At 42.0% G+C, this 20,196-nt stretch carries 18 protein-coding genes, 7 tRNA genes and 1 rRNA gene; 20 read left to right on the forward strand and 6 right to left on the reverse strand.

Going from position 1 to position 20,196, the window contains the following annotated elements:
• From WMO43_RS12425 to metG, 10 genes are all read left to right on the forward strand, one after another.
• A 23S ribosomal RNA gene (locus tag WMO43_RS12425) occupies positions 1 to 135 on the forward strand; the annotation flags it as partial.
• A gap of 51 nt (positions 136 to 186) precedes the next feature.
• Positions 187 to 260 (forward strand) — tRNA-Asp (locus tag WMO43_RS12430).
• Between the two features lie 54 nt (positions 261 to 314).
• Positions 315 to 387: transfer RNA gene (locus WMO43_RS12435), tRNA-Val, on the forward strand.
• A gap of 27 nt (positions 388 to 414) precedes the next feature.
• Positions 415 to 487: transfer RNA gene (locus tag WMO43_RS12440), tRNA-Thr, on the forward strand.
• Between the two features lie 26 nt (positions 488 to 513).
• Positions 514 to 595 (forward strand) — tRNA-Tyr (locus WMO43_RS12445).
• A 12-nt stretch (positions 596 to 607) separates the two neighbouring features.
• A tRNA-Met gene (locus WMO43_RS12450) sits at positions 608 to 681 on the forward strand.
• 7 nt (positions 682 to 688) lie between these two features.
• Positions 689 to 761 (forward strand) — tRNA-Phe (locus WMO43_RS12455).
• 22 nt (positions 762 to 783) lie between these two features.
• Positions 784 to 856 (forward strand) — tRNA-Lys (locus WMO43_RS12460).
• Positions 857 to 1,241: 385 nt separating this feature from the next.
• On the forward strand, positions 1,242 to 2,714 hold the full coding sequence (locus WMO43_RS12465) for a right-handed parallel beta-helix repeat-containing protein (RefSeq protein WP_353531421.1): 1,473 nt from the start codon (positions 1,242 to 1,244) through the stop codon (positions 2,712 to 2,714).
• A 20-nt stretch (positions 2,715 to 2,734) separates the two neighbouring features.
• Complete coding sequence (gene metG / locus WMO43_RS12470) at positions 2,735 to 4,696, forward strand: methionine--tRNA ligase (protein WP_353531422.1); 1,962 nt, start codon at positions 2,735 to 2,737, stop codon at positions 4,694 to 4,696.
• A gap of 107 nt (positions 4,697 to 4,803) precedes the next feature.
• Here the strand turns inward: metG and WMO43_RS12475 are convergent, their stop codons facing one another.
• The 3 genes from WMO43_RS12475 to WMO43_RS12485 are packed head-to-tail and all read right to left on the reverse strand — an operon-like array spanning position 4,804 to position 8,086.
• Positions 4,804 to 6,003: an ABC transporter permease gene (locus tag WMO43_RS12475; RefSeq protein ID WP_353531423.1), complete on the reverse strand. Its 1,200-nt coding sequence runs from the start codon at positions 6,001 to 6,003 to the stop codon at positions 4,804 to 4,806.
• A complete protein-coding gene (locus tag WMO43_RS12480) occupies positions 5,990 to 7,132 on the reverse strand; it encodes an ABC transporter permease (protein WP_353531424.1) in 1,143 nt (380 codons plus the stop codon). The genes WMO43_RS12475 and WMO43_RS12480 overlap by 14 nt, the downstream gene beginning before the upstream one ends.
• A gap of 12 nt (positions 7,133 to 7,144) precedes the next feature.
• Complete coding sequence (locus WMO43_RS12485; RefSeq protein ID WP_353531425.1) at positions 7,145 to 8,086, reverse strand: ABC transporter ATP-binding protein; 942 nt, start codon at positions 8,084 to 8,086, stop codon at positions 7,145 to 7,147.
• A 138-nt stretch (positions 8,087 to 8,224) separates the two neighbouring features.
• Between WMO43_RS12485 and WMO43_RS12490 the strand changes: the two genes are divergently transcribed.
• Genes WMO43_RS12490 through rsmA form a run of 4 tightly spaced genes read left to right on the forward strand, consistent with a single transcriptional unit; the run spans position 8,225 to position 11,603 of the window.
• On the forward strand, positions 8,225 to 9,307 hold the full coding sequence (locus tag WMO43_RS12490; RefSeq protein ID WP_353531426.1) for a sensor histidine kinase: 1,083 nt from the start codon (positions 8,225 to 8,227) through the stop codon (positions 9,305 to 9,307).
• Positions 9,304 to 9,924, forward strand: coding sequence for a response regulator transcription factor (locus WMO43_RS12495; RefSeq protein ID WP_353531427.1), 621 nt, complete (start codon positions 9,304 to 9,306; stop codon positions 9,922 to 9,924). The genes WMO43_RS12490 and WMO43_RS12495 overlap by 4 nt, the downstream gene beginning before the upstream one ends.
• Positions 9,925 to 9,952: 28 nt before the next feature.
• Positions 9,953 to 10,726: a TatD family hydrolase gene (locus WMO43_RS12500; protein ID WP_353531428.1), complete on the forward strand. Its 774-nt coding sequence runs from the start codon at positions 9,953 to 9,955 to the stop codon at positions 10,724 to 10,726.
• A gap of 10 nt (positions 10,727 to 10,736) precedes the next feature.
• Positions 10,737 to 11,603 (forward strand): 16S rRNA (adenine(1518)-N(6)/adenine(1519)-N(6))-dimethyltransferase RsmA, encoded by an 867-nt coding sequence (rsmA, locus tag WMO43_RS12505; RefSeq protein ID WP_353531429.1) that lies wholly within the window; start codon positions 10,737 to 10,739, stop codon positions 11,601 to 11,603.
• A 16-nt stretch (positions 11,604 to 11,619) separates the two neighbouring features.
• Here the strand turns inward: rsmA and WMO43_RS12510 are convergent, their stop codons facing one another.
• Both WMO43_RS12510 and WMO43_RS12515 read right to left on the reverse strand, forming a co-directional pair.
• Positions 11,620 to 12,408: a TIGR03915 family putative DNA repair protein gene (locus WMO43_RS12510; RefSeq protein WP_353531430.1), complete on the reverse strand. Its 789-nt coding sequence runs from the start codon at positions 12,406 to 12,408 to the stop codon at positions 11,620 to 11,622.
• Positions 12,409 to 12,454: 46 nt separating this feature from the next.
• Complete coding sequence (locus WMO43_RS12515; protein WP_353531431.1) at positions 12,455 to 13,744, reverse strand: putative DNA modification/repair radical SAM protein; 1,290 nt, start codon at positions 13,742 to 13,744, stop codon at positions 12,455 to 12,457.
• Positions 13,745 to 13,893: 149 nt separating this feature from the next.
• Between WMO43_RS12515 and WMO43_RS12520 the strand changes: the two genes are divergently transcribed.
• The 5 genes from WMO43_RS12520 to WMO43_RS12540 all read left to right on the forward strand — a co-directional run bounded on the left by WMO43_RS12520 (position 13,894) and on the right by WMO43_RS12540 (position 18,214).
• Entirely contained in the window at positions 13,894 to 14,829 is a 936-nt protein-coding gene (locus WMO43_RS12520) for a SpoIID/LytB domain-containing protein (RefSeq protein ID WP_353531432.1), read from the forward strand.
• A gap of 33 nt (positions 14,830 to 14,862) precedes the next feature.
• A complete protein-coding gene (locus WMO43_RS12525) occupies positions 14,863 to 15,603 on the forward strand; it encodes a peptidoglycan DD-metalloendopeptidase family protein (RefSeq protein ID WP_177962093.1) in 741 nt (246 codons plus the stop codon).
• A 130-nt stretch (positions 15,604 to 15,733) separates the two neighbouring features.
• A complete protein-coding gene (locus WMO43_RS12530; protein ID WP_177962092.1) occupies positions 15,734 to 15,988 on the forward strand; it encodes a GIY-YIG nuclease family protein in 255 nt (84 codons plus the stop codon).
• Positions 15,988 to 17,580 (forward strand): DEAD/DEAH box helicase, encoded by a 1,593-nt coding sequence (locus WMO43_RS12535; protein WP_353531433.1) that lies wholly within the window; start codon positions 15,988 to 15,990, stop codon positions 17,578 to 17,580. The genes WMO43_RS12530 and WMO43_RS12535 overlap by 1 nt, the downstream gene beginning before the upstream one ends.
• Before the next feature lie 133 nt (positions 17,581 to 17,713).
• Complete coding sequence (locus WMO43_RS12540; protein ID WP_353531434.1) at positions 17,714 to 18,214, forward strand: COG2426 family protein; 501 nt, start codon at positions 17,714 to 17,716, stop codon at positions 18,212 to 18,214.
• A 79-nt stretch (positions 18,215 to 18,293) separates the two neighbouring features.
• Here the strand turns inward: WMO43_RS12540 and WMO43_RS12545 are convergent, their stop codons facing one another.
• Complete coding sequence (locus tag WMO43_RS12545; protein WP_434784188.1) at positions 18,294 to 19,223, reverse strand: KilA-N domain-containing protein; 930 nt, start codon at positions 19,221 to 19,223, stop codon at positions 18,294 to 18,296.
• 135 nt (positions 19,224 to 19,358) lie between these two features.
• Between WMO43_RS12545 and WMO43_RS12550 the strand changes: the two genes are divergently transcribed.
• Positions 19,359 to 20,171, forward strand: a complete 813-nt coding sequence (locus tag WMO43_RS12550) for an MBL fold metallo-hydrolase (RefSeq protein WP_353531435.1) — start codon at positions 19,359 to 19,361, stop codon at positions 20,169 to 20,171.
• Positions 20,172 to 20,196: the final 25 nt, after the last annotated feature.

A 20,196-nucleotide genomic window follows, 5' to 3' on the forward strand; every position in this document is an offset into this window, starting at 1 on the left:
AAGCCCCCCCCAAGATGAGATATCCCATCCATAAGGAAGTAAGACCCCTGAGAGACGATCAGGTAGATAGGGCAGAGATGGAAGTGCAGCAATGTATGGAGCTGACTGTTACTAATCGGTCGAGGGCTTGACCAAAAGGGAAGAAGTTCAAGGAATCTGTATGAAGTTTTGAAGGTATGTAAATAAGGCCTCATGGCTCAGTTGGTTAGAGCGCCGCCCTGTCACGGCGGAGGTCGGGGGTTCGAGTCCCCCTGGGGTCGCTACATGAAACATTTGAAAATGAATAAATTTTAGATGTGGATTGCGTATCATGTGGGATCTTAGCTCAGCTGGGAGAGCATCTGCCTTACAAGCAGAGGGTCACAGGTTCGAGCCCTGTAGGTCCCATTTTTTGAGTATTCTATGTAAAGATACGCCGATGTGGCTCAATTGGCAGAGCAGCTGATTTGTAATCAGCAGGTTATCGGTTCGAGTCCGATCATCGGCTTTTTGAAAATTTTATATTTTCATAATGGATGGATTCCCGAGTGGCCAAAGGGGACAGACTGTAAATCTGCTGCATATTGCTTCGGTGGTTCGAATCCACCTCCATCCATTTAGTTATTATCGCGGGGTGGAGCAGTCTGGAAGCTCGTCGGGCTCATAACCCGAAGGTCACAGGTTCAAATCCTGTCCCCGCAACTCAAACGCCCAGTTAGCTCAGTTGGTAGAGCAGAGGACTGAAAATCCTCGTGTCTCTGGTTCGATTCCGGAACTGGGCACTAAGCAAATTAAAATAAATATGGGGTATTAGCTCAGTTGGCAGAGCACTTGACTTTTAATCAAGTTGTCCGGGGTTCGAATCCCCGATGCCTCATTCAAGGAAATCCTGAGAAATTAGGATTTTCTTATATTATGAAAGATTTTGAGCAGAATAAGAAAAACGCAGGGAAGAAGAGAGTACATTTAGGAAACTGTTACAGAGAATTTTCCAGACAGATATCAGAGGTCTTGCTGAGAGGAAAAGTAGTGAAGTAGATGGAAGATGGCTTCGGAGCGGCATAGCTGAACAGATGATGTTAGGTTATGAAGGGTTCGCCCGTTACAGCGAGGAGTACTGCAGGGTACTTGCTAAGATTCATACCCGTGAGGGCTGGATGAATTGAAGTGGTAACACGGGATATAACTCGTCTTCAGGTTAGAAGGCGGGTTTTTTTGATTTATAGGGACAATGAAAGTCAGATAAGGAGGAAGTGTTATTCATGCGGAAAAGAAAAAAAATCCACAGTAAACTTGTAGTGGCAGGCATCGTTTGCCTTGCGGGTGCAGTTTTTCATATAGTGGACACAGGAAGGATATTCCAAAAGCAGACGATCATATGGAGCGAAGAACAAAAGGGAAGTTATGTGCAGGCAGCGGAAAAGGCACCCGTATATTTTGCGGATCAGACATTCAAAAAGAGGATTCAACAGGAGATAGACGGGGTTGCCAATAAGCAGAAGTCTGGAAAAGCGTACTATGTTTCACCGAAGGGAAATGACAATGCAAAGGGAAGTAAAAAGAAGCCGTTTCGCACGTTCAAGCGGGCATGTAAGAGTCTGAAGCCGGGCGATACGCTGTATGTGCGTGGTGGGATTTATACGGAAAACATACGACTTGGGAAAAAGCAGAGCGGAACCAAGAAAAAATATGTTACAATCTGCAATTATCCCGGGGAAGAGCCTGTGATCAGCGGAAAGAAGAAAAAAGCAGAACTGATGAAAATTACAGGTGCATCATATTTACGGATATCAGGTTTGGAGTTTCAGGATGCAAAGGGGCAGGATTCCTGTGGGATTAAAATTGCTCCGGGCAGTCATCATATAGTGATCAGTGGAAACAAAATACATCAGATATCGGTGCCGGATCCGAAGAAAGAAGACCACTGTGCCAATGGAATACTTCTCTTTGGAGAAAAAGCAAAAAAAGAGATCCATAATATACTGATTTATAATAATAATCTGTACGATTGCCAGACCGGCTGGGCAGAATGTATTTCTGTGGCGGCAAACTGCCGAAATATTAATGTGATATCGAACCGGATTAAAAATACGGGAAATATCGGGATTGATGTAACCGGCAATTATGGATATTGCAGCGACCCCGCAAAGGATTTTCCAAGAAAATGCCTGATCTATCAGAACAGGGTAGAGCAATGTGTTTCGCCGTATGCAACCTCTTATGGTATCTATGTGGATGGAGCTAAGGAAGTTCAGATTTTAAAAAATCAGGTCAGAAAATGCAGCGGAGGCATTGAAATCGGAGCAGAGGAAAAGCCACCAAAGGAAGAATACAGTACATCGGATATTTTAGTACAGGACAACCGGATTGTGGATAACATAGAAAATGGTATTACGGTTGGTGGATATCAGAAGAATCTCGGATGGGTAAAAAATGTTCGGATTTTGAACAACCGATGCAAAAATAATGGAAAAGACAATGCCATCCTGACACTGGCAAAGTGTAAAAATATCACCTTGAAACAGAATACGTTTCAGAATACGTCCGGAGATGCTGCAGTGGTATATGCGGAATTTCCAGAAAAGTATACAAAGAATATTCAATTTCAAAATAATAAATATTACAATGGACACAGCAAAAACAAGACACTGTTTGTTTATCGGGGAAAGACCTATACCTCTTTTTCTAAGTGGAAAAAAGTAGTTGGAAAACAGGCGGGTGTCTATCAAAAATAAAAAAGTATGGAGGAAAGAAAATGAGCAATAAAGGAAAGTTTTACATGACAACGGCGATTGCCTACACATCGGGAAAGCCTCATATTGGAAATACCTATGAAATTATCTTAGCAGACAGTATTGCAAGATATAAAAGATTTGAAGGGTATGATGTATTTTTCCAGACAGGTACGGATGAGCATGGTCAGAAGATTGAGTTAAAAGCACAGGAAGCAGGAATTTCTCCAAAGGAATATGTGGATGGTGTTGCAGGACAGGTAAAAGAGATCTGGGATATGATGAACACTTCCTATGATAAATTTATCCGTACCACAGATGCACCGCATGAAAAACAGGTGCAGAAAATCTTCAAGAAGTTATATGACCAGGGAGATATTTACAAAGGACATTATGAGGGACTGTATTGTACCCCTTGTGAATCATTTTTTACAGAGTCACAGTTAGTAGATGGAAAATGCCCGGACTGTGGAAGAGAGGTTGTTCCGGCAAAAGAGGAAGCATACTTCTTTAAAATGAGCAAGTATGCAGACCGTTTGATCGAACATATCAATACACATCCGGAATTTATCCAGCCGGTTTCCCGTAAAAATGAGATGATGAATAACTTCTTATTACCGGGACTTCAGGATCTTTGTGTTTCAAGAACTTCCTTCTCCTGGGGAATTCCGGTAGATTTTGATCCGAAGCATGTGGTTTATGTATGGTTAGATGCACTGACCAACTATATCACCGGAATCGGTTATGACTGCGACGGAGAATCCAGTGAACAGTTCAAGAAAGACTGGCCGGCAGATTTACATCTGATCGGAAAAGATATTATCCGTTTCCATACGATTTACTGGCCGATTTTCCTAATGGCACTCGATCTGCCGCTGCCAAAACAGGTATTTGGTCATCCGTGGCTGATCCAGAGTGATGGAAAAATGAGTAAATCCAAAGGAAATGTGTTATATGCCGATGAACTGGTAGATTTCTTTGGCGTGGACGCAGTGCGTTACTTCGTGTTACATGAGATGCCGTTTGAAAACGATGGTGTGATCTCATGGGAGCTTTTAGTAGAGAGAATTAACTCCGACCTTGCAAATACACTTGGAAATCTGGTAAACCGTACCATTTCCATGAGTAATAAATATTTTGACGGTGTAGTTTCTAATAAAAATGTCTGCGAGGATGTGGATGAAGATTTAAAGAATGTTGTAACTTCCACCGTAGACCGTGTCGATGCAAAAATGGGTGAGCTTCGTGTTGCGGATGCAATCACAGAGATTTTTGCACTGTTCAAACGCTGCAACAAATATATTGATGAGACAATGCCTTGGGCACTTGCAAAAGATGAGAGCAAGCAGGATCGTCTTGCAACCGTGCTTTACAATCTGGTAGAGAGCATCAGCATTGGTGCAGAATTATTAGAGAGTTTTCTGCCGGAGACAGCAGAGAAGGTCTTAAATCAGTTAAATGCAACCAGAAGAGGTTATGACCATCTGCATACCTTTGGACTGTACCCGGATGGCGGCAAGGTAACGGAAAAACCGGAAATCCTCTTTGCACGTTTGGATTTAGATGAAGTATTGAAAAAAGTAGAAGAGCTTCATCCACAGAAGGAAGAAGAAAAAGCGGATGAGGAAGTAGCACCGGGAATTGATATTGAAGCAAAATCGGAAATTTCCTATGATGATTTTATGAAAATGCAGTTCCAGGTAGGAGAGATCATTGCCTGTGAAGAAGTGCCGAAATCTAAGAAACTGCTCTGCTCACAGGTTCGTATCGGAAGTCAGGTAAAACAGATCGTATCCGGTATTAAGAAACATTATAGTGCAGAGGAAATGGTTGGCAAGAAAGTTATGGTTCTTGTAAACTTAAAGCCGGCAAAATTAGCAGGTGTTCTATCGGAAGGAATGTTATTATGTGCCGAGGATGAGAACGGCGAGCTTTCCTTGATGGTACCGGAGAAAGAGATGCCAAACGGAGCAGAAATCTGCTAGTGAGAAGTTGCAAATAAAAAGTTAGGGAATTAAAATATCAGAATATAAAACAGAGGGTTTATCTTAGAATATTCCAGGATGAACCCTCTATTTATATAGGTAGGTAACTAATTAGATTCTGCCGAGAAAATCTTATTTAGAGGTACGAAGATTTGCCCGCTCTTGTGCTGCTTGTTAGCAACCAGATAAATCGCAAAGATTGCTACAAAGAACAAGAGCTGGATTCCGATCGCTTTCCAGTAAAAGTTCATGGAAAACGGTTCAGCGGAGTAGCTGCCAAACATATTCGTAATCCGCACATACCAGTAAGCCGGCAGGAAGCGGGACACCTGCAGCAGGTTGTCACTTAAGATGGACTGTGGAACAAAGATTCCGCATAAGAAGCTCATGCCAAGTCCGACTACATTTGCGATCATGTTTAAAACATTGGTATTCGGTGAAAAAGTGCTTACCAATAAAGTGAGGGCAAGTGTGAACAATAAAAATACAAAGCTGTTTAAGATACAGAGCAAACCGTTTTTAGAAAACATATCCGCACCGTATACTATCCGTCCAATGATGATAAAAAATCCCCAGACTGCCAGGCAGTAGAGAGCACATCCCATACTTAAAGCCAATCCTTTCGAGGTTGGTGAAACCGGAGCACAGTCCATGCGGTTCTCAATGTCCTTTTTACGGAAGATAATGAGGATTGGTGCAAGGCTGATCGTCAGCAGCAGGATCAGGATGTATGGCATGTACTGGAAGTAATAGTACAGGTTATCCGAAGAGGAGTGGTCCTTTTCAAAAGAGAGGGAGGTTACCTTTTCGATATCCTTTGCAGAATCCGCCGTGTGCTTTGCCGCATCGGTAATACTATCACCGCTGCACAGATAGAGGCGCATGGTTTTTAAATACTGGTCTACCTGTTCATCTAAAAAATAGCCACTGGCACTGTCTTTTCTTTTGCTGGTCTGAATGAGATTTTTGCTGTTACCGTCTAAAAGCTCTTTTTCAAAACCCTTCGGGATAGTTAAAACATAGCTCACCTTACGATAGAAAAGACTGTCCTGAATGACTTCGCCATCGTTTTCTAAAGGAACAATGGTGTGGATTTCATCCAGATAATCTGTCAGGGCATGACTGGCTTTGGATTCATCACAATCTATGATACCGATATCTAAAGAGGATGCCTGAAACTGGCTGTCATTGCTATCCTGTGCTAAGAAGCTGAGAAGGATCATAATGACAACATAAATGCCCAGATATAGGATACAGGAAGGCAGATGCTTTTTAGAAATCTTAAAAAAAGTCTTAAATGTTTGCATATTTTTTCCTCCTTGTCAGTAAAAATCCACCGATACAAAACAGAACCGATAAAATAACCAGAGATATCAGATTTTCAAAGTATCGGTCGAGCGAATCATAAATTGCGAGTGAGTAGAACATATCGCTGATCAGTGCAGTCGGATTGATCCGATTGATGATCGGGCAGTAAGTATCCACAACGATCCGCATATTTCCTGCCATTAATCCACTTAAGAAACTGCCACCCATGGTGATGACCATGACCAGCCCGGTTTTGACGTTTTCCGACATGTTTCCAATGGCACCGATGAAAAATCCCATGGTCATACCGGTCGTACATCCGGTAAGGATTGCTAAAAGTGCAAACGGAAGTCTGGTATTCAACGGAATCCGTAAAACAAGGATAATAAAGGCAAAAGAGATCAAAATACAGAGAAAACGAAACAGGATATTTACTGCAAGTTCTCCGGTAATGTCTTTTAATTTGTGGGTTGGTGATACATTCTTGCGGGCGCCGATCGCAGACATATTTCCCTGATTCTGAATCGCGATCAGACATCCGGCTGTACCACAGTACATGGATACCATAGCGAGAAGATTGTAAAAATACTGGTCGTAGGTATCTACGTTTTTTCCGTAAGAGATTTCCTGGTTGTAGGAAGCACTTTCCTGTAAGATGTCCATGGCTTCGGAAAGTTTTTCCGGGTGAGTTTTTACAATTTTTACAATCGCCTGATAGTTCATCTGATATTCTTCAATGAAAGCAGACAGGATACTCTGATTTAATTTTGCAGAGGACATATCGGAAGAAACCGTCAGGGAGATGTTGTCATCTACCTGAATGATACCATCCACTTTTTCTTTTTTTAACAGGGACAGTGCCTGTTTCTTATCACAGTAGACCGCTTTTAAGAAACGATCCTTATCGTCTTTATCTAATTCTTTTACCGTTTCCATAAATCCGTCAGACATACTTCCCTGCTCATTGACGATGGCTACGGGAATTGCCTGAAATTTTTCACCGGCAGTAATATTAGAAAAAGCAGCCTTGAATAAGGAACCTAAAATGATCGGAAACAGGATGACCCAGAACAGCTCACTGCGGTTATGGAGAAGCTGCTTTAAGTTATATTTAAATATCTGTAACATGGCATTTCCTCCTTAATCTCGTAATTCTTTTCCGGTCATTTCGAGGAAGACATCATTCAGTGTCGGAAGTTCGGAATAGACTCTGCCAAAGGAAAGATTCTTTGTCTGCAGATAGTCTAAAATGTGGATCAGGTTGTGCTTGCCGTTGCTGCAAAGGATGGTCAGTTTGTGATTTTCGTAAGTAACATCATAAACATTTTTTAATTCCTTCAGAGCAAGGATGTCTTCATCTGAAATATCAAGGATTTCGATGGAGATGATTTCTTTTTTCTTGATCATCTGCTTGAGTTCATCCGTAGTTCCGGTAGCAAGGTTTTTGCCTTTGTCCATGATGGCAATACGGGTACAGATCTGTTCAACCTCTTCCATATAGTGGGAGGTATAGACAATGGTTGCGCCCTGTCGGTTCAGTTCTAAGATGCCCTCTAAAATGCGATTGCGGCTCTGCGGGTCGACAGCTACGGTTGGTTCATCTAAAAAGATCAGTTTTGGTTTGTGGGCGATGCCACAGGCAATATTCAGACGGCGCAGCAGACCACCGGACAATTTTTTCGGATAAAATTTCTTATAGTCACTCAGTCCGACGAACTCGATGGCTTCTTCTACATACTGTCTGCGTAATTGTTTGTCTTTGATATAGAGACCACAGAAGTAGTCGATGTTGTCATAGACATTTAACGCATCAAAAACGGCAACGTTTTGCATGACAACACCAATTTTTCGTTTGCTGTCATAGCTGTCCGGCTGCATTTCCTTTCCAAATACTTCGATCGTTCCCTTGTCATAGGATAACAGGGAAAGGATGCAGTTGATCGTGGTGGTCTTGCCGGAACCGTTAGGGCCTAAAAGTCCTAAAATTTCACCTTCCCGGATCTCTAAATTAAAGTGGTCTACGGCGATCAGTTCTTTATAGCGCTTGACCAGATTCTCTACTTTTATTACCGGTGTACTCATATGTAATTCCTCCTTCAATTTCAAGGTGTCTATTTCTTTCTAATTGTAGTATAATGGAACGGAAAAACCTATGGTAGTGAGTGTTGTCAGAATGTGAGATGACAAATGTCATAAAGCAACGAGGGAGGGGGCGAAAGGATGATAAGGATTTTAGACAAGGGAATCCTGTTTGGGTTAGGAGCAGTCCTGCTGTTTCAAAGACAGGAATTTGTGATACCGGTAGTCGTGCTTTTGACGGCATTGATCTTTTCGTCTTTTAGCCTTTATCTTACGGATGCAAAAATTCTTGGAATTTTGTGGATGGGATATCTGGTGTTGTGTGTGATCCGTCCCGAATTTTCGTATTTTTTACCATTATTATTGTATGACAGCATGTGGTACTCATTTTACTGGGGACTTGCGGGAGTGCTGTTTTATTATCCGGCAAGAGAAATCTATACGGGATGGATGAGTATGCTCTGGCTGTTGACAGCATTTCTTGCCGTTTATATGGCATATAAGAGTGAAAAAAACGACAGACTGGATGCGGATATCATTCATTTGCGGGATACCGATACGGAACTGAAACTGGTGATGGAGCAGCGAAACCGTGAATTATTGGAAAAACAGGACAATGAGATCTATCTGGCGACTTTGAGAGAACGTAACCGTATTGCAAGGGAGATCCACGACAATGTAGGACATATGTTGTCGCGTTCTATTTTACAGGTGGGAGCACTTGCTACCATTTGTAAGGAAGAGACGATCCGGCAGCAGTTAGCAGGGATTAATGATACGCTGAATCAGGCGATGAACAGTATCCGGGAAAGCGTGCATGATCTGCACGATGATGCGATCGATCTGCGGCAGGCGGCATATGAAGCGGTAAAGGATATGAGAAAAAATTATGATGTCCATATCGAGTATGATATGTCTGCCCACATCCCGCGCAATGTCAAGTACTGTTTTATTGCGATTGTCAAAGAAGGAATGTCGAATATCATAAAACACAGCAATGCAGATAAGGTGGACATTATTTTCAGGGAACATCCGGGATTTTACCAGCTCTGCATTGAGGATAACGGTAGTGTCAGTCACAGCGTGGAAGAGTCAGACCACGGGATCGGAATCTCTAATATGAGAGAACGGGTTGAGGCACTGGGGGGAACACTCAATATCCGACAGAAGAACGGATTTCGGATTTTTGCAACGGTGCGCAAAGAGATGGAGGAGACAGAATGAGGACAGTAATTGTAGACGATGACGGTCTGGTAGCAATTTCATTAAAAACAATATTAGAAGCACAGGGGATTGAAGTGGCAGCAACCGGCAACGACGGAAAAGAAGCGATCGAGCTGTATCATCAGTATCATCCGGACGTATTGCTGATGGATATCCAGATGAAAGAGATGAGCGGTTTAGAGGCAGCGGAACAGATCCTTATAGAAGATGCAGAGGCGAAGATTTTATTTTTGACAACGTTTTCGGATGATGAATATATTGTAAAGGCTTTGAACATCGGGGCAAAGGGTTATATTTTAAAGCAGGATTTTGAAGGGATCGCGCCGGCAATGCAGGCAGTTGAACGCGGGCAGAGTGTGTTTGGAGGAGAAATCGTGCATAAGATCCCGGTTCTGATGCAGAGTAAAGAAGAGTTTGATTATGAAAAATATGACATCAGTGAAAAAGAGCAGGAGATTATAGAGCAGGTGGCACTTGGAAAAAGCAACCGGGAAATTGCAGGAGAACTTTTTTTGAGCGAAGGAACCGTAAGGAATTATATCAGTTTGGTGTTAGATAAGCTGTCGCTTCGTGACCGGACACAGCTGGCAATTTTTTATTATCAGAATGTAAGATAATATAAGATAGATAAAGGAGACAAGTTTTATGATTTTTGAGTCACATGCACATTATGATGACAGTAAATTTGACGATGACAGGGAAGAATTGTTATCCTCTATGCAGGAAAACGGAATCGAAAAAATCATCAATATCGGATGCAGTATCGAAAGCTGTAAATCGACCTTGGAACTGACGAAGCAATATCCGTTTGTCTATGGGGCAATGGGAATCCATCCGAGTGATATTGGGGATTTGAATGAAGATACTTTTTTATGGCTGAGGGAGCAGGTAAAAAAGGAAAAGGTGGTTGCAGTCGGAGAAATCGGACTGGACTATTACTGGGACAAGGAAGAGGAAGTACAAAAAAATCAGCGTATCTGGTTCCGGCGGCAGTTAGAGTTAGCAAAAGAGAGCAATCTTCCGGTCATTATCCATTCGAGGGATGCGGCAGCAGATACGATGGAGATCATGAAGGAAGCATATGTGCAGGGAATCAAAGGAGTTATCCATTGTTTTTCCTATTCTAAGGAACAGGCGCAGGAATATGTGAAAATGGGATATTATATCGGAGTCGGCGGAGTCGCCACTTTTAAAAATGCAAAGAAATTAAAAGAGGTCATTGAAACGATTCCGTTAGAGAAAATCTTATTGGAAACAGATTGTCCGTATATGGCACCGGAACCGTACCGGGGCAGGAGGAATTCGTCACTTTATCTGCCTTATGTCGTAGAGAAGATTGCCGGGTTAAAAGGTGTGACAGCGAAGGAAGTAGAAGAAGTTACCTATCGGAATGCAGAGCAGTTGTTTTTAGGAAAGTAAAAGGAGAAGTATGGCAACATTAGGAAATCCACAAAATACCATTGCGGTATTACAAAAATATAAATTTAATTTTCAGAAAAAATTCGGACAGAACTTTTTGATCGATACGCATGTACTGGATAAGATCATTGATGCGGCGGGAATTACAAAGGAGGACTTTGTCTTAGAGATTGGCCCGGGAATTGGTACGATGACACAATATCTCTGTGAAAATGCAAGGGAAGTGGTTGCAGTAGAGATTGATAAAAATCTGATCCCGATATTAGAAGATACTTTGAGTGATTACCGGAATGTCACGGTGATCAATCAGGATATTTTAAAGCTGGATATTCCGGCGTTGGCAAAAGAGAAAAATGACGGGAAACCAATTAAGGTGGTTGCAAATCTTCCATATTACATTACGACACCGATCATTATGGGACTTTTTGAGAGCCATGTGCCGATCGACAGTATTACGATCATGGTACAAAAAGAGGTGGCTGACCGGATGCAGGTAGGACCGGGAACAAAAGACTATGGTGCCTTATCCTTAGCAGTGCAGTACTATGCAAAACCGGAAATTGTTGCGAATGTACCACCGAACTGCTTTATGCCAAGACCGAAGGTTGGCTCGGCAGTGATCCGTCTGACCAGACATGAGCAATGTCCGGTGGAAGTAGAGGATGAAAAGTTCATGTTCCGTGTGATCCGTGCATCATTTAATCAGAGAAGAAAGACCTTAGCCAACGGACTGAATAATGCACCTGACATTCAGGTATCCAAGGAAGATATTGCAAAGGCTTTAGAGGAATTGGGAGTCGGGGCAAGCATCCGTGGAGAGACACTGACCTTAGAACAATTTGCAAGGCTTAGCAATATTTTAAAAAAATATATGTAAAAACTATGCAGAAGAACTATTGAAACTCCACAATATCTTTTCGGAAACGTTTCGGCAGATTCTGGTTTTGCAGGGCAGGATTTTTTCTGGCATCGATCGCAATACTTTCAAAGAAGCCTTTCCAGAGTTTTTGATATTCTAATTCCATAGAGGAATAGTCTGTGATCATATCGGCATTGAGATCGGAAGCATCTGTTAATACACAGGGGCTTCCTTTTTTATGCAGTACCGCTAACTGCCTGCCTTCGTCATAGATCATAAAGTTTTCCTGTGGCAGCCGGTCACTGAAATGGTCTGCTAACAGAAGCAGGATATTGTGCTTTGGGTGCACCGTGGCAATTAAAACGCCATTTTTTAATTCTTCAAACCGTAGAAAGCCGAGCAGATGATGTGCTTCATTACCGGCAGCACGGGCAAGGGAAAAGACTTCATGGACATAGGGTTCTGCTAAGTAATCCGGCAGACGGCTTCCATCGGGAATTGCAAGTCCAAGGACAATACTCTTATATACGGCATCGGCTTTGTCCATCGGATGCCGTTTGCTGACGCATTTCTCATCAGAGATGACAGCCTGATAGAGGATCGAATAGACTTCTTCACCCAGGCGTTGCTTTAAGGTTCTGCTTACTTTCTCACTCTTTTGTAAATCCGGTGTGACATCCCGGTAAGTGCAGAACAGATCATAGTTCTCTTCTCCGGTGTGGATCTGCAGGGAAATATTGTTGTGTCCAAGGCGGCTCTCCCAGGCATCGTAGACACCGGTAAAAATACCTTCGGGAGAATCCTCACATAAAAAAACATACATAATAAAGCTCCTTATCCATAGGCCAGATGTGACAGCCCACACAGGATCATCCTAAGATATCGGAGAGTGTAAGCTGTTCATAGCCCTGATTTCGTAATTCTTTTGGTACCATGGTCCGGTCAGAAACAAGATTGCGCACGATATAATCTTCGTCTAATTTTGTGGGATACATCATTCTGCCGGAACAGGTAATAAAATATAATGCCCGCTTTAAGACGACCCCCATCCGTTTTAGATCATCAAAACCAAGATTTGCGTGCCGTCTTGCTCTTATGATCCGTTGGGCTGATTTATAACCAATGCCCGGAACACGCAGCAGGGTGCGATAATCTGCCTTTTGGATCTCAACCGGAAAATATTCTAAATGACGGACTGCCCAGTCACATTTCGGGTCAAGATAAATGTTGAAGTCGGGTCTTGCCTCACTTAACAGCTCATCCACATGGAAATGGTAATAGCGCAGCAGCCAGTCCGCCTGATAAAGACGGTGTTCCCGCAAAAGAGGCGGTCCACCGGGCAGCATAGGGAGATTGGAATCCTCATTTACATTGATAAAAGCAGAATAAAAGACACGCTTTAGGGAGAACCTGTCATAAAGCTGTTCTGCAACACTCATGATCTGGTAGTCATTTTCCGGAGTGGCGCCAATGATCATCTGGGTACTCTGTCCGGCAGGAACAAACTTTGGAGCAGAGCGGTACAGTGCCAGTTCTTCTTTGTTCTCCGTGATACCGTTCTGGATCTGCCGCATAGGTTTTAAGATTGTCCGGCGGGATTTATACGGTGCTAATTTTTTTAATGCATTGGCAGTCGGCAGTTCTAAATTAATGCTCATACGGTCAGCTAAATATCCGGTTCTCTGGACTAAGAGCGGGTCAGCCCCCGGAATTGCCTTCACATGGATATATCCGTTGAAATGGTATTTGTTACGCAGCAAAAATAAAGTCTGATAGATCAATTCCATCGTATAGTTCGGACTGATCAGAATCCCGGAACTCAAAAAAAGTCCTTCGATATAATTCCTGCGGTAAAATTCTAAGGTAATGGTGCAGATTTCTTCCGGCGTGAAAGAAGCACGACGCACATCATTGTTGCAGTTGTTCAAACAATAAGCACAGTTAAAAATACATTCATTCGTAAACAGTATTTTTAAGAGGGAGACACAGCGTCCGTCAGCAGAAAAAGTGTGGCAGATGCCCGGTGCAAGGCAATTCCCCATTCCGGTCTTGTTCCCGGAACGGTCTACGCCGCTGGATGTACAGGCAACATCATATTTTGCTGCGTCTGATAAAATGGTCAATTTTTCAAAAAGCGTCATATCCATTGCAATCTGCATAGCGTCCCTCCATAAAACACAAACAAATGTTCTGAAATAAGAATAGCACAGAAGAGAGAAAAAATCAAGAACAAACGTTCTGGAATAAAAGGAATTTTTTCCCATATACTAAAACGGGATGAAATTGTCCTAGGAGTCAGGAGGTCTATGTGAAAGAAAAATTAAAGCTGATTTTCTCCTGTGTTCTGATCCTGATCTGTCTGCCGTATTTTGTAACTTATTGTTTTCAGGGAGAGCCGGCAAAGGCAACCGTCAAAACGGATGAAAGTATTGAGATTGCAGGAATCCTTGCTTCACAGGTTCCGGTTACGGTGGAAGAAGAGGCGCTCAAAGCACAGGCGGTCATTGTGCGGACACAACTGCAATGGTGCAAAGCGAATAAAAAGGAAGCACCGAAGCCGCTTTCAAAAAAGGAGATGGAGCAGCTTTGGGGGCAGGAAAAATATTATGAATTTTATGAAAAAATGATTCGGGCTGCCGGGGACACGAATGGACAGGTTATGACGTTTGGAGGGAAGGTCATCAATCCGTCTTTTCATAAGGTCAGTGCGGGAATGACCAGGGACGGAAGCCAGATTTATAAGGATACGCCGTATCTTTTGAGTGTGAAAAGTTCGGAGGATGTCTTATCGGAGGACTATCTGAGCGTGAAATTTTTCACAAAGAAGGAATTTGAGGAAAAATTGGCGGGGGTATTACAAAATAAAGAAGGGTCGCAGCAGACGGATGATAAAAGCGAAGAAAAAACAGAGAATACAAAAGAAGAGGAGATGAAAAAAGAAATTGAGGCATATCTGGATACGTTTACGATCCAGCGGGATGGGGCAGAGTATGTCACGGAGTTAGAAAAAGACGGGAATCCTCTGGATGTCGATGCATTTGTGCAGGCATTTGAGCTGCCGTCGCCCTGCTTTTTTTTGAAAGAGATGGACGGACACATCCGCATTGTGATAAAGGGGTGTGGTCATGGTTACGGACTCAGTCAGTACGGTGCAGAGGATATGGCAAAAAATAAGAAATCTTATGAAGAAATTCTAAAATATTATTTTTCCGGTATTAAAATCGAAAAAATGGGGAAACACTAACATTATCAAATGTAGATAATGGATGGTGAAGAAATGAAGAAAAAGAAGGAGTATATCATCGCCGGCTCACTTTTGAGTCTTGCCATTGTAGGAATGGTATTTGCCTATAACACGGAGTCGGGAGATAAGAAATCACAGGAAAAAGAGGAGCAGCAGGTTGCTTTTCAGGAGGTCGAAAAAGACAAGGAGACCGCAAAGGACGAAGTGGAAGATGTGTCCAGTATTTTAAAAGCGAAAGAAAAAAAGGAAGAACAAAAGCAGGAGCAGAAACAGAAAGCAGAGACACAGAAGGAAGAAGTAAATGTAGCAAAGGAAGAGCCGAAGGTGCAGGAGACAGCAAGTAAGCCATCCGCACTGACTTTTAAGGGAGAGCTTGCATGGCCGGCAGCCGAAGAAGATAAGGTGATCATGAACTACAGCATGGATCAGACGGTTTATTTTAAATCGTTAGACCAGTACCGTTATAACCCGGCAGTCATCATCGGAGCAAAGGTGAACGATAAGGTGACATCAGCGGCAGCCGGAAGTGTTTTAGATGTTTCTAATAATGAAGTAACCGGATGCACCGTTACCGTGAATTTAGGCGACGGATACAAAGCAATCTACGGACAGTTGAAAGAAGTAAGCAAAAAAGCAGGAGATTATGTTGCTCCGGGAGAGGTCATTGGCTATATCAGTGAACCGACAAAATATTACTCAGAAGAGGGCAGCAACTTATATTTTGAACTGCAAAAAGATGACCAGCCGGTAGACCCAATGGGTTATTTCAAGTAATTCTTGAACGGTGTTCGGAAGTCTGCTATAATATAACAGATATTGTGTTCGGCGGTGGAATACACCGTCGATTTTCATGCTCTTTAAAAAGAAATTTTCTGAACAGATATTTGTAAAAAAGAGGCGTAAGATGAATTATACATACATTCTGCAATGTGCAGATGGAACCTATTATACCGGTTGGACGAACAATTTAGAAAAAAGGGTCGAGGACCATAACCAGAACAGGGGAGCAAAATATACGCGGGGTCGGACACCGGTAAAGCTGGTATACAGTGAAACATTTGAGACCAAAAGCGAAGCCTTAAAAAGAGAGGCGGCGATCAAACGACTCAGCCGCAGCGAAAAAGAGGCATTGATCGCGAAACAGCATAAGGAGAATTGATGGAAACAGTTAGATTTGACGAATTAGAGTTACAGCCGCAGATTTTAAGAGGGATCAAGGCAATGGGATTTGAGGAGGCAACCCCGATCCAGAGTCAGGCAATTCCGGTTGTGATGAGCGGCAGTGATGTCATCGGTCAGGCGCAGACCGGAACAGGAAAAACAGCAGCATTTGGAATCCCGATCTTACAGACCGTAGACCCTTCTAATAAGAAAACACAGGTGATCATCCTCTCACCGACGAGGGAGCTCGCCATACAGGTAGCCGATGAGATCCGTGCTCTGGCAAAATATATGCACGGTGTCAAGGTGCTTCCGGTTTATGGCGGTCAGGAGATCAGCAAGCAGATCCGCTCGTTAAAAGGCGGAGCACAGATCATCATCGGTACACCGGGAAGAGTTATGGATCACCTTCGCAGAAGAACGATCCGTTGTGATCATGTCAACAAAATTGTCTTAGACGAAGCAGACGAAATGTTAAATATGGGATTTCGTGAGGATATTGAGACCATTTTAGAATATATTCCGGAACCGCATCAGACGATTCTTTTTTCTGCAACGATGCCGAAACCGATCTTAGAGATCACGAAAAAGTATCAAAAGGATGCAGTCACCATTAAGGTGGTAAAAAAAGAACTGACCGTACCAAGCATTGACCAGTTCTATTATGATGTGAAGAGAAAAGAAAAAATTGACGTGTTATCCAGACTTTTAGATTATTACGATCCGAAGCTGTCCTTAGTGTTCTGTAACACAAAACGTAAGGTAGACGAACTGACGAATGAACTTCAGGGCAGAGGATATTTTGCGGAAGGTCTGCATGGAGACATGAAGCAGTCCCAGCGTGACCGTGTTATGAATAATTTCCGAAAGGGCAAAACGGATATCCTTGTGGCGACGGATGTAGCGGCAAGGGGAATCGACGTAGACGATGTGGAGGCAGTTTTTAACTATGATATTCCGCAGGATGACGAGTATTATGTACACCGTATCGGAAGAACCGGACGTGCCGGAAGAACCGGACGGGCGTTTACATTTGTAAAAGGAAAGGAAGTCTACAAACTCAAGGACATCCAGCGTTATTGCAAGACCAAGATTTTAGCGCAGCCGATCCCGTCCAGTCAGGATGTTGCGATGATCAAGGCAGAAAAGATCATGGAGCGGATCGGAAATATCATCGAGGAAGAAGACTTAAGCAAGACGATCAATTTCATTGAGCAGGCGATCAATGAATCCGATGACCTGACCGCAATGGACATTGCAGCAGCATTTTTATTAGATGCCATTGGAACACAGGAAGGAAATGTTACAGGCAGCAGTGACTATGATTTTGAGAATACCGGTGCAGAAGAGGGCATGGTCAGACTCTTTATCAATATCGGAAAAAAACAGCGTGTGAAGCCGGGCGATATTTTAGGTGCGGTTGCCGGTGAAACAGGAATGCCGGGAAGTCTTGTAGGTGCGATTGACATGTATGATAAGTATACTTTTGTCGAAGTGCCGAAAGAGTACGGAAGAGAAGTCTTAGAAGCAATGAAGAATGCGAAAATCAAAGGAAAATCCATCAATATGGAGCCTGCGAACCAGAAATAGGGTAAAGATTGTGTCTTTTTTCCTATGCAGGAAAAATTTTCAATGCGGTCTGAGCAGAAGTATGCTATAATGAGCGAAAGTGCATTTGAAAGGAAATTGTATCGTTAACATTTAAAGTATATTGGAGGTTATTATGGAAAGCTTAGTTATCTGGTATCAAAATTCATTAGGAAGCTTTATGCCAAAAGAAGTCTTTATTTTTCTGGTATCAATGCTGCCCCTGATTGAATTACGAGGCGGACTGATTATTGCATCTTTACTGAAGGTGCCGTTGATGCAGGCAAATATTATCTGTATTCTTGGAAATATTCTTCCGATACCGTTTATTCTGTTGTTTATTAAGAAGATTTTTGAATTTATGAAAAAACATAATATTTTGAAAAATTTGGTATACAAGTTAGAGGACAGAGCCGCAAAGAAATCGAGTGGCGTGGAAAAGGGAGAATTTATTTTCCTGTTGCTGTTTGTTGGAATCCCGCTTCCGGGTACCGGTGCATGGACCGGTTCTCTGATTGCTTCTTTATTAGAGTTCGATATTAAAAAAGCATCTCTTGCGATTTTGATCGGAATCATTTTAGCAGCGATCATTATGGATATTGTATCTTATGGAGTGCTGGGAAGTCTGGTTAGTTAGTGATAAACTAAGAACATAGAAGATGTAGGAAAAAGAGTCCATATCGGTTGATATGGACTCTTTCCGTTCAAAGAGAGGATTAATTTTTATTTGCTTTATCGCCTAGCATTAAATTTGGATTTACATCTTTTAATTTTTCTTTTGCCTTATTTTTTAATAGTATATTCATTTGTGAATGTGCAATATTTCTTAATTTCTGAAAACGTTCTTCTTGTAATAAACCGTCCTTTATCAATTCTGCGTTCTGGCTTTCAAGATTGATAAGAATAATTAATTCTTCTGCTGATGCATAATCTCTAATATTTTCACCTCTTTTTGCTTCGTCGGGATGTTCGCTTCTCCATTCCCATGCTTTTTTTCCAAACAAAGCAACATTAATCATATCTGCTTCGTTTGCAAATTTATAGCCTTTTTCCTGTTCGGTCAGACTGTTTGTAATCAAATACTTTTGTACCGCATCAGTGTGGATATGATAATTAATTTTTGATAAAGCTCGTTTTTCATCCCATCCAATAGCTTTCCTCTCAGATTCATCTTTCTTTAAACGCTGATAATCTTTAATGATGTATAATTTGAATTCCGGTGAAATCCAAGAGGCAAATTCAAAAGCTATATCAGTGTGAGCATATGTTCCGCCTCCATATCTTCCTGATTTTGAAATTATACCAATGGCATTTGTGGTTTTTATCCATTGTTGTGGAGACATAGTAAATGCGTTAGAACCTGATTCATTTTTAAAGTGGTCGAATTCGACCACTTTAAAATTAGAATTATGTATCTGCTCCCATAGCCCTAGAAATTCAATGGTGCTCCTTAGTCTCAGCCAATTTTTAACAACATCTGCAGGAGATGTCGAATTTTTATACTTGGCTATATCCGTTAGACAGATATATGCGTTTTCATCTATTGTATTTCCAATTACGCCTATTTCTACTCCATTTGCGTTTATCTTAGATGTCGGTAATATAAAATCTCCCCCTTTAATTAATATGATATATTGTAATATTATGTACTATCAGTACATGGTAGTCAATATAAAATTATTGCATTGGAGAAACGAAAAATCTCGAATGAGATAATATACAAATATAAAACATTAAGATATAATGAATAGGAGTGAGAAGAACGTGAAAGGAGTATCTCCATGAAAGTAACCATTGTCGTAGACAATATTGAACATGCAGGGATTCCCGGCGAGTGGGGATTTTGTGCCTACATAGAGCAGAACGGAAAGAAGCTGCTGTTAGATACTGGGGCATCTAACCTGTTTGCAGACAATGCAGAAAAATTAAATATAGATTTAAAAGATGTGGATTTTGCGGTATTATCGCATGCACATTATGACCACGCCAATGGGATGGGAAAATTCTTTGAAATCAATGAGAAGGCACCGTTTTATTTGCAGGAAGGATGCGGCGAAAACTGCTATTTTAAGAAAGGCTTTGTCAGAAAATATATTGGGATTCCGAAGGGGATTACGAAAAGATATCAGGATAGAATCAAATATGTTTCCGGGATTTGTCCGATTGCAGAGGGAATTTATCTGGTGTCACATTCCACGCCGCATTTAGAACAGATCGGGAAAAAAGAGATGATGTACCAAAAGACAAAGCTGGGCTGGAAACCGGATAATTTTTGCCATGAGCAGAGTCTGGTACTGGATACGGACAGCGGTTTAGTCATCTTCAACAGTTGTTCCCACGGAGGTGTTGTGAATATCATTAATGAGGTAAAAGCTGCATTTCCGGAACAAAAAATTACTGCATTAATTGGAGGTTTTCACATCTTCAGGCATCCGGAAGCGGCAATCCGGGAGCTCGCAAAATTAATAAAAGAAACAGGAATTCAGCGTATTTACACCGGACATTGCTCGAAGGAAAGAGGTTATAGAATTTTAAGAGAAGAGCTTGGGGACATGGCAGGTCAGTTCTATGTCGGAATGGAATTAGAGTTCTAGCACATGTTCTGATATGCCGGATAGA

It is taken from the genome of Maccoyibacter intestinihominis (genome assembly GCF_040096355.1).
Lineage (GTDB): Bacteria > Bacillota > Clostridia > Lachnospirales > Lachnospiraceae > Maccoyibacter > Maccoyibacter intestinihominis.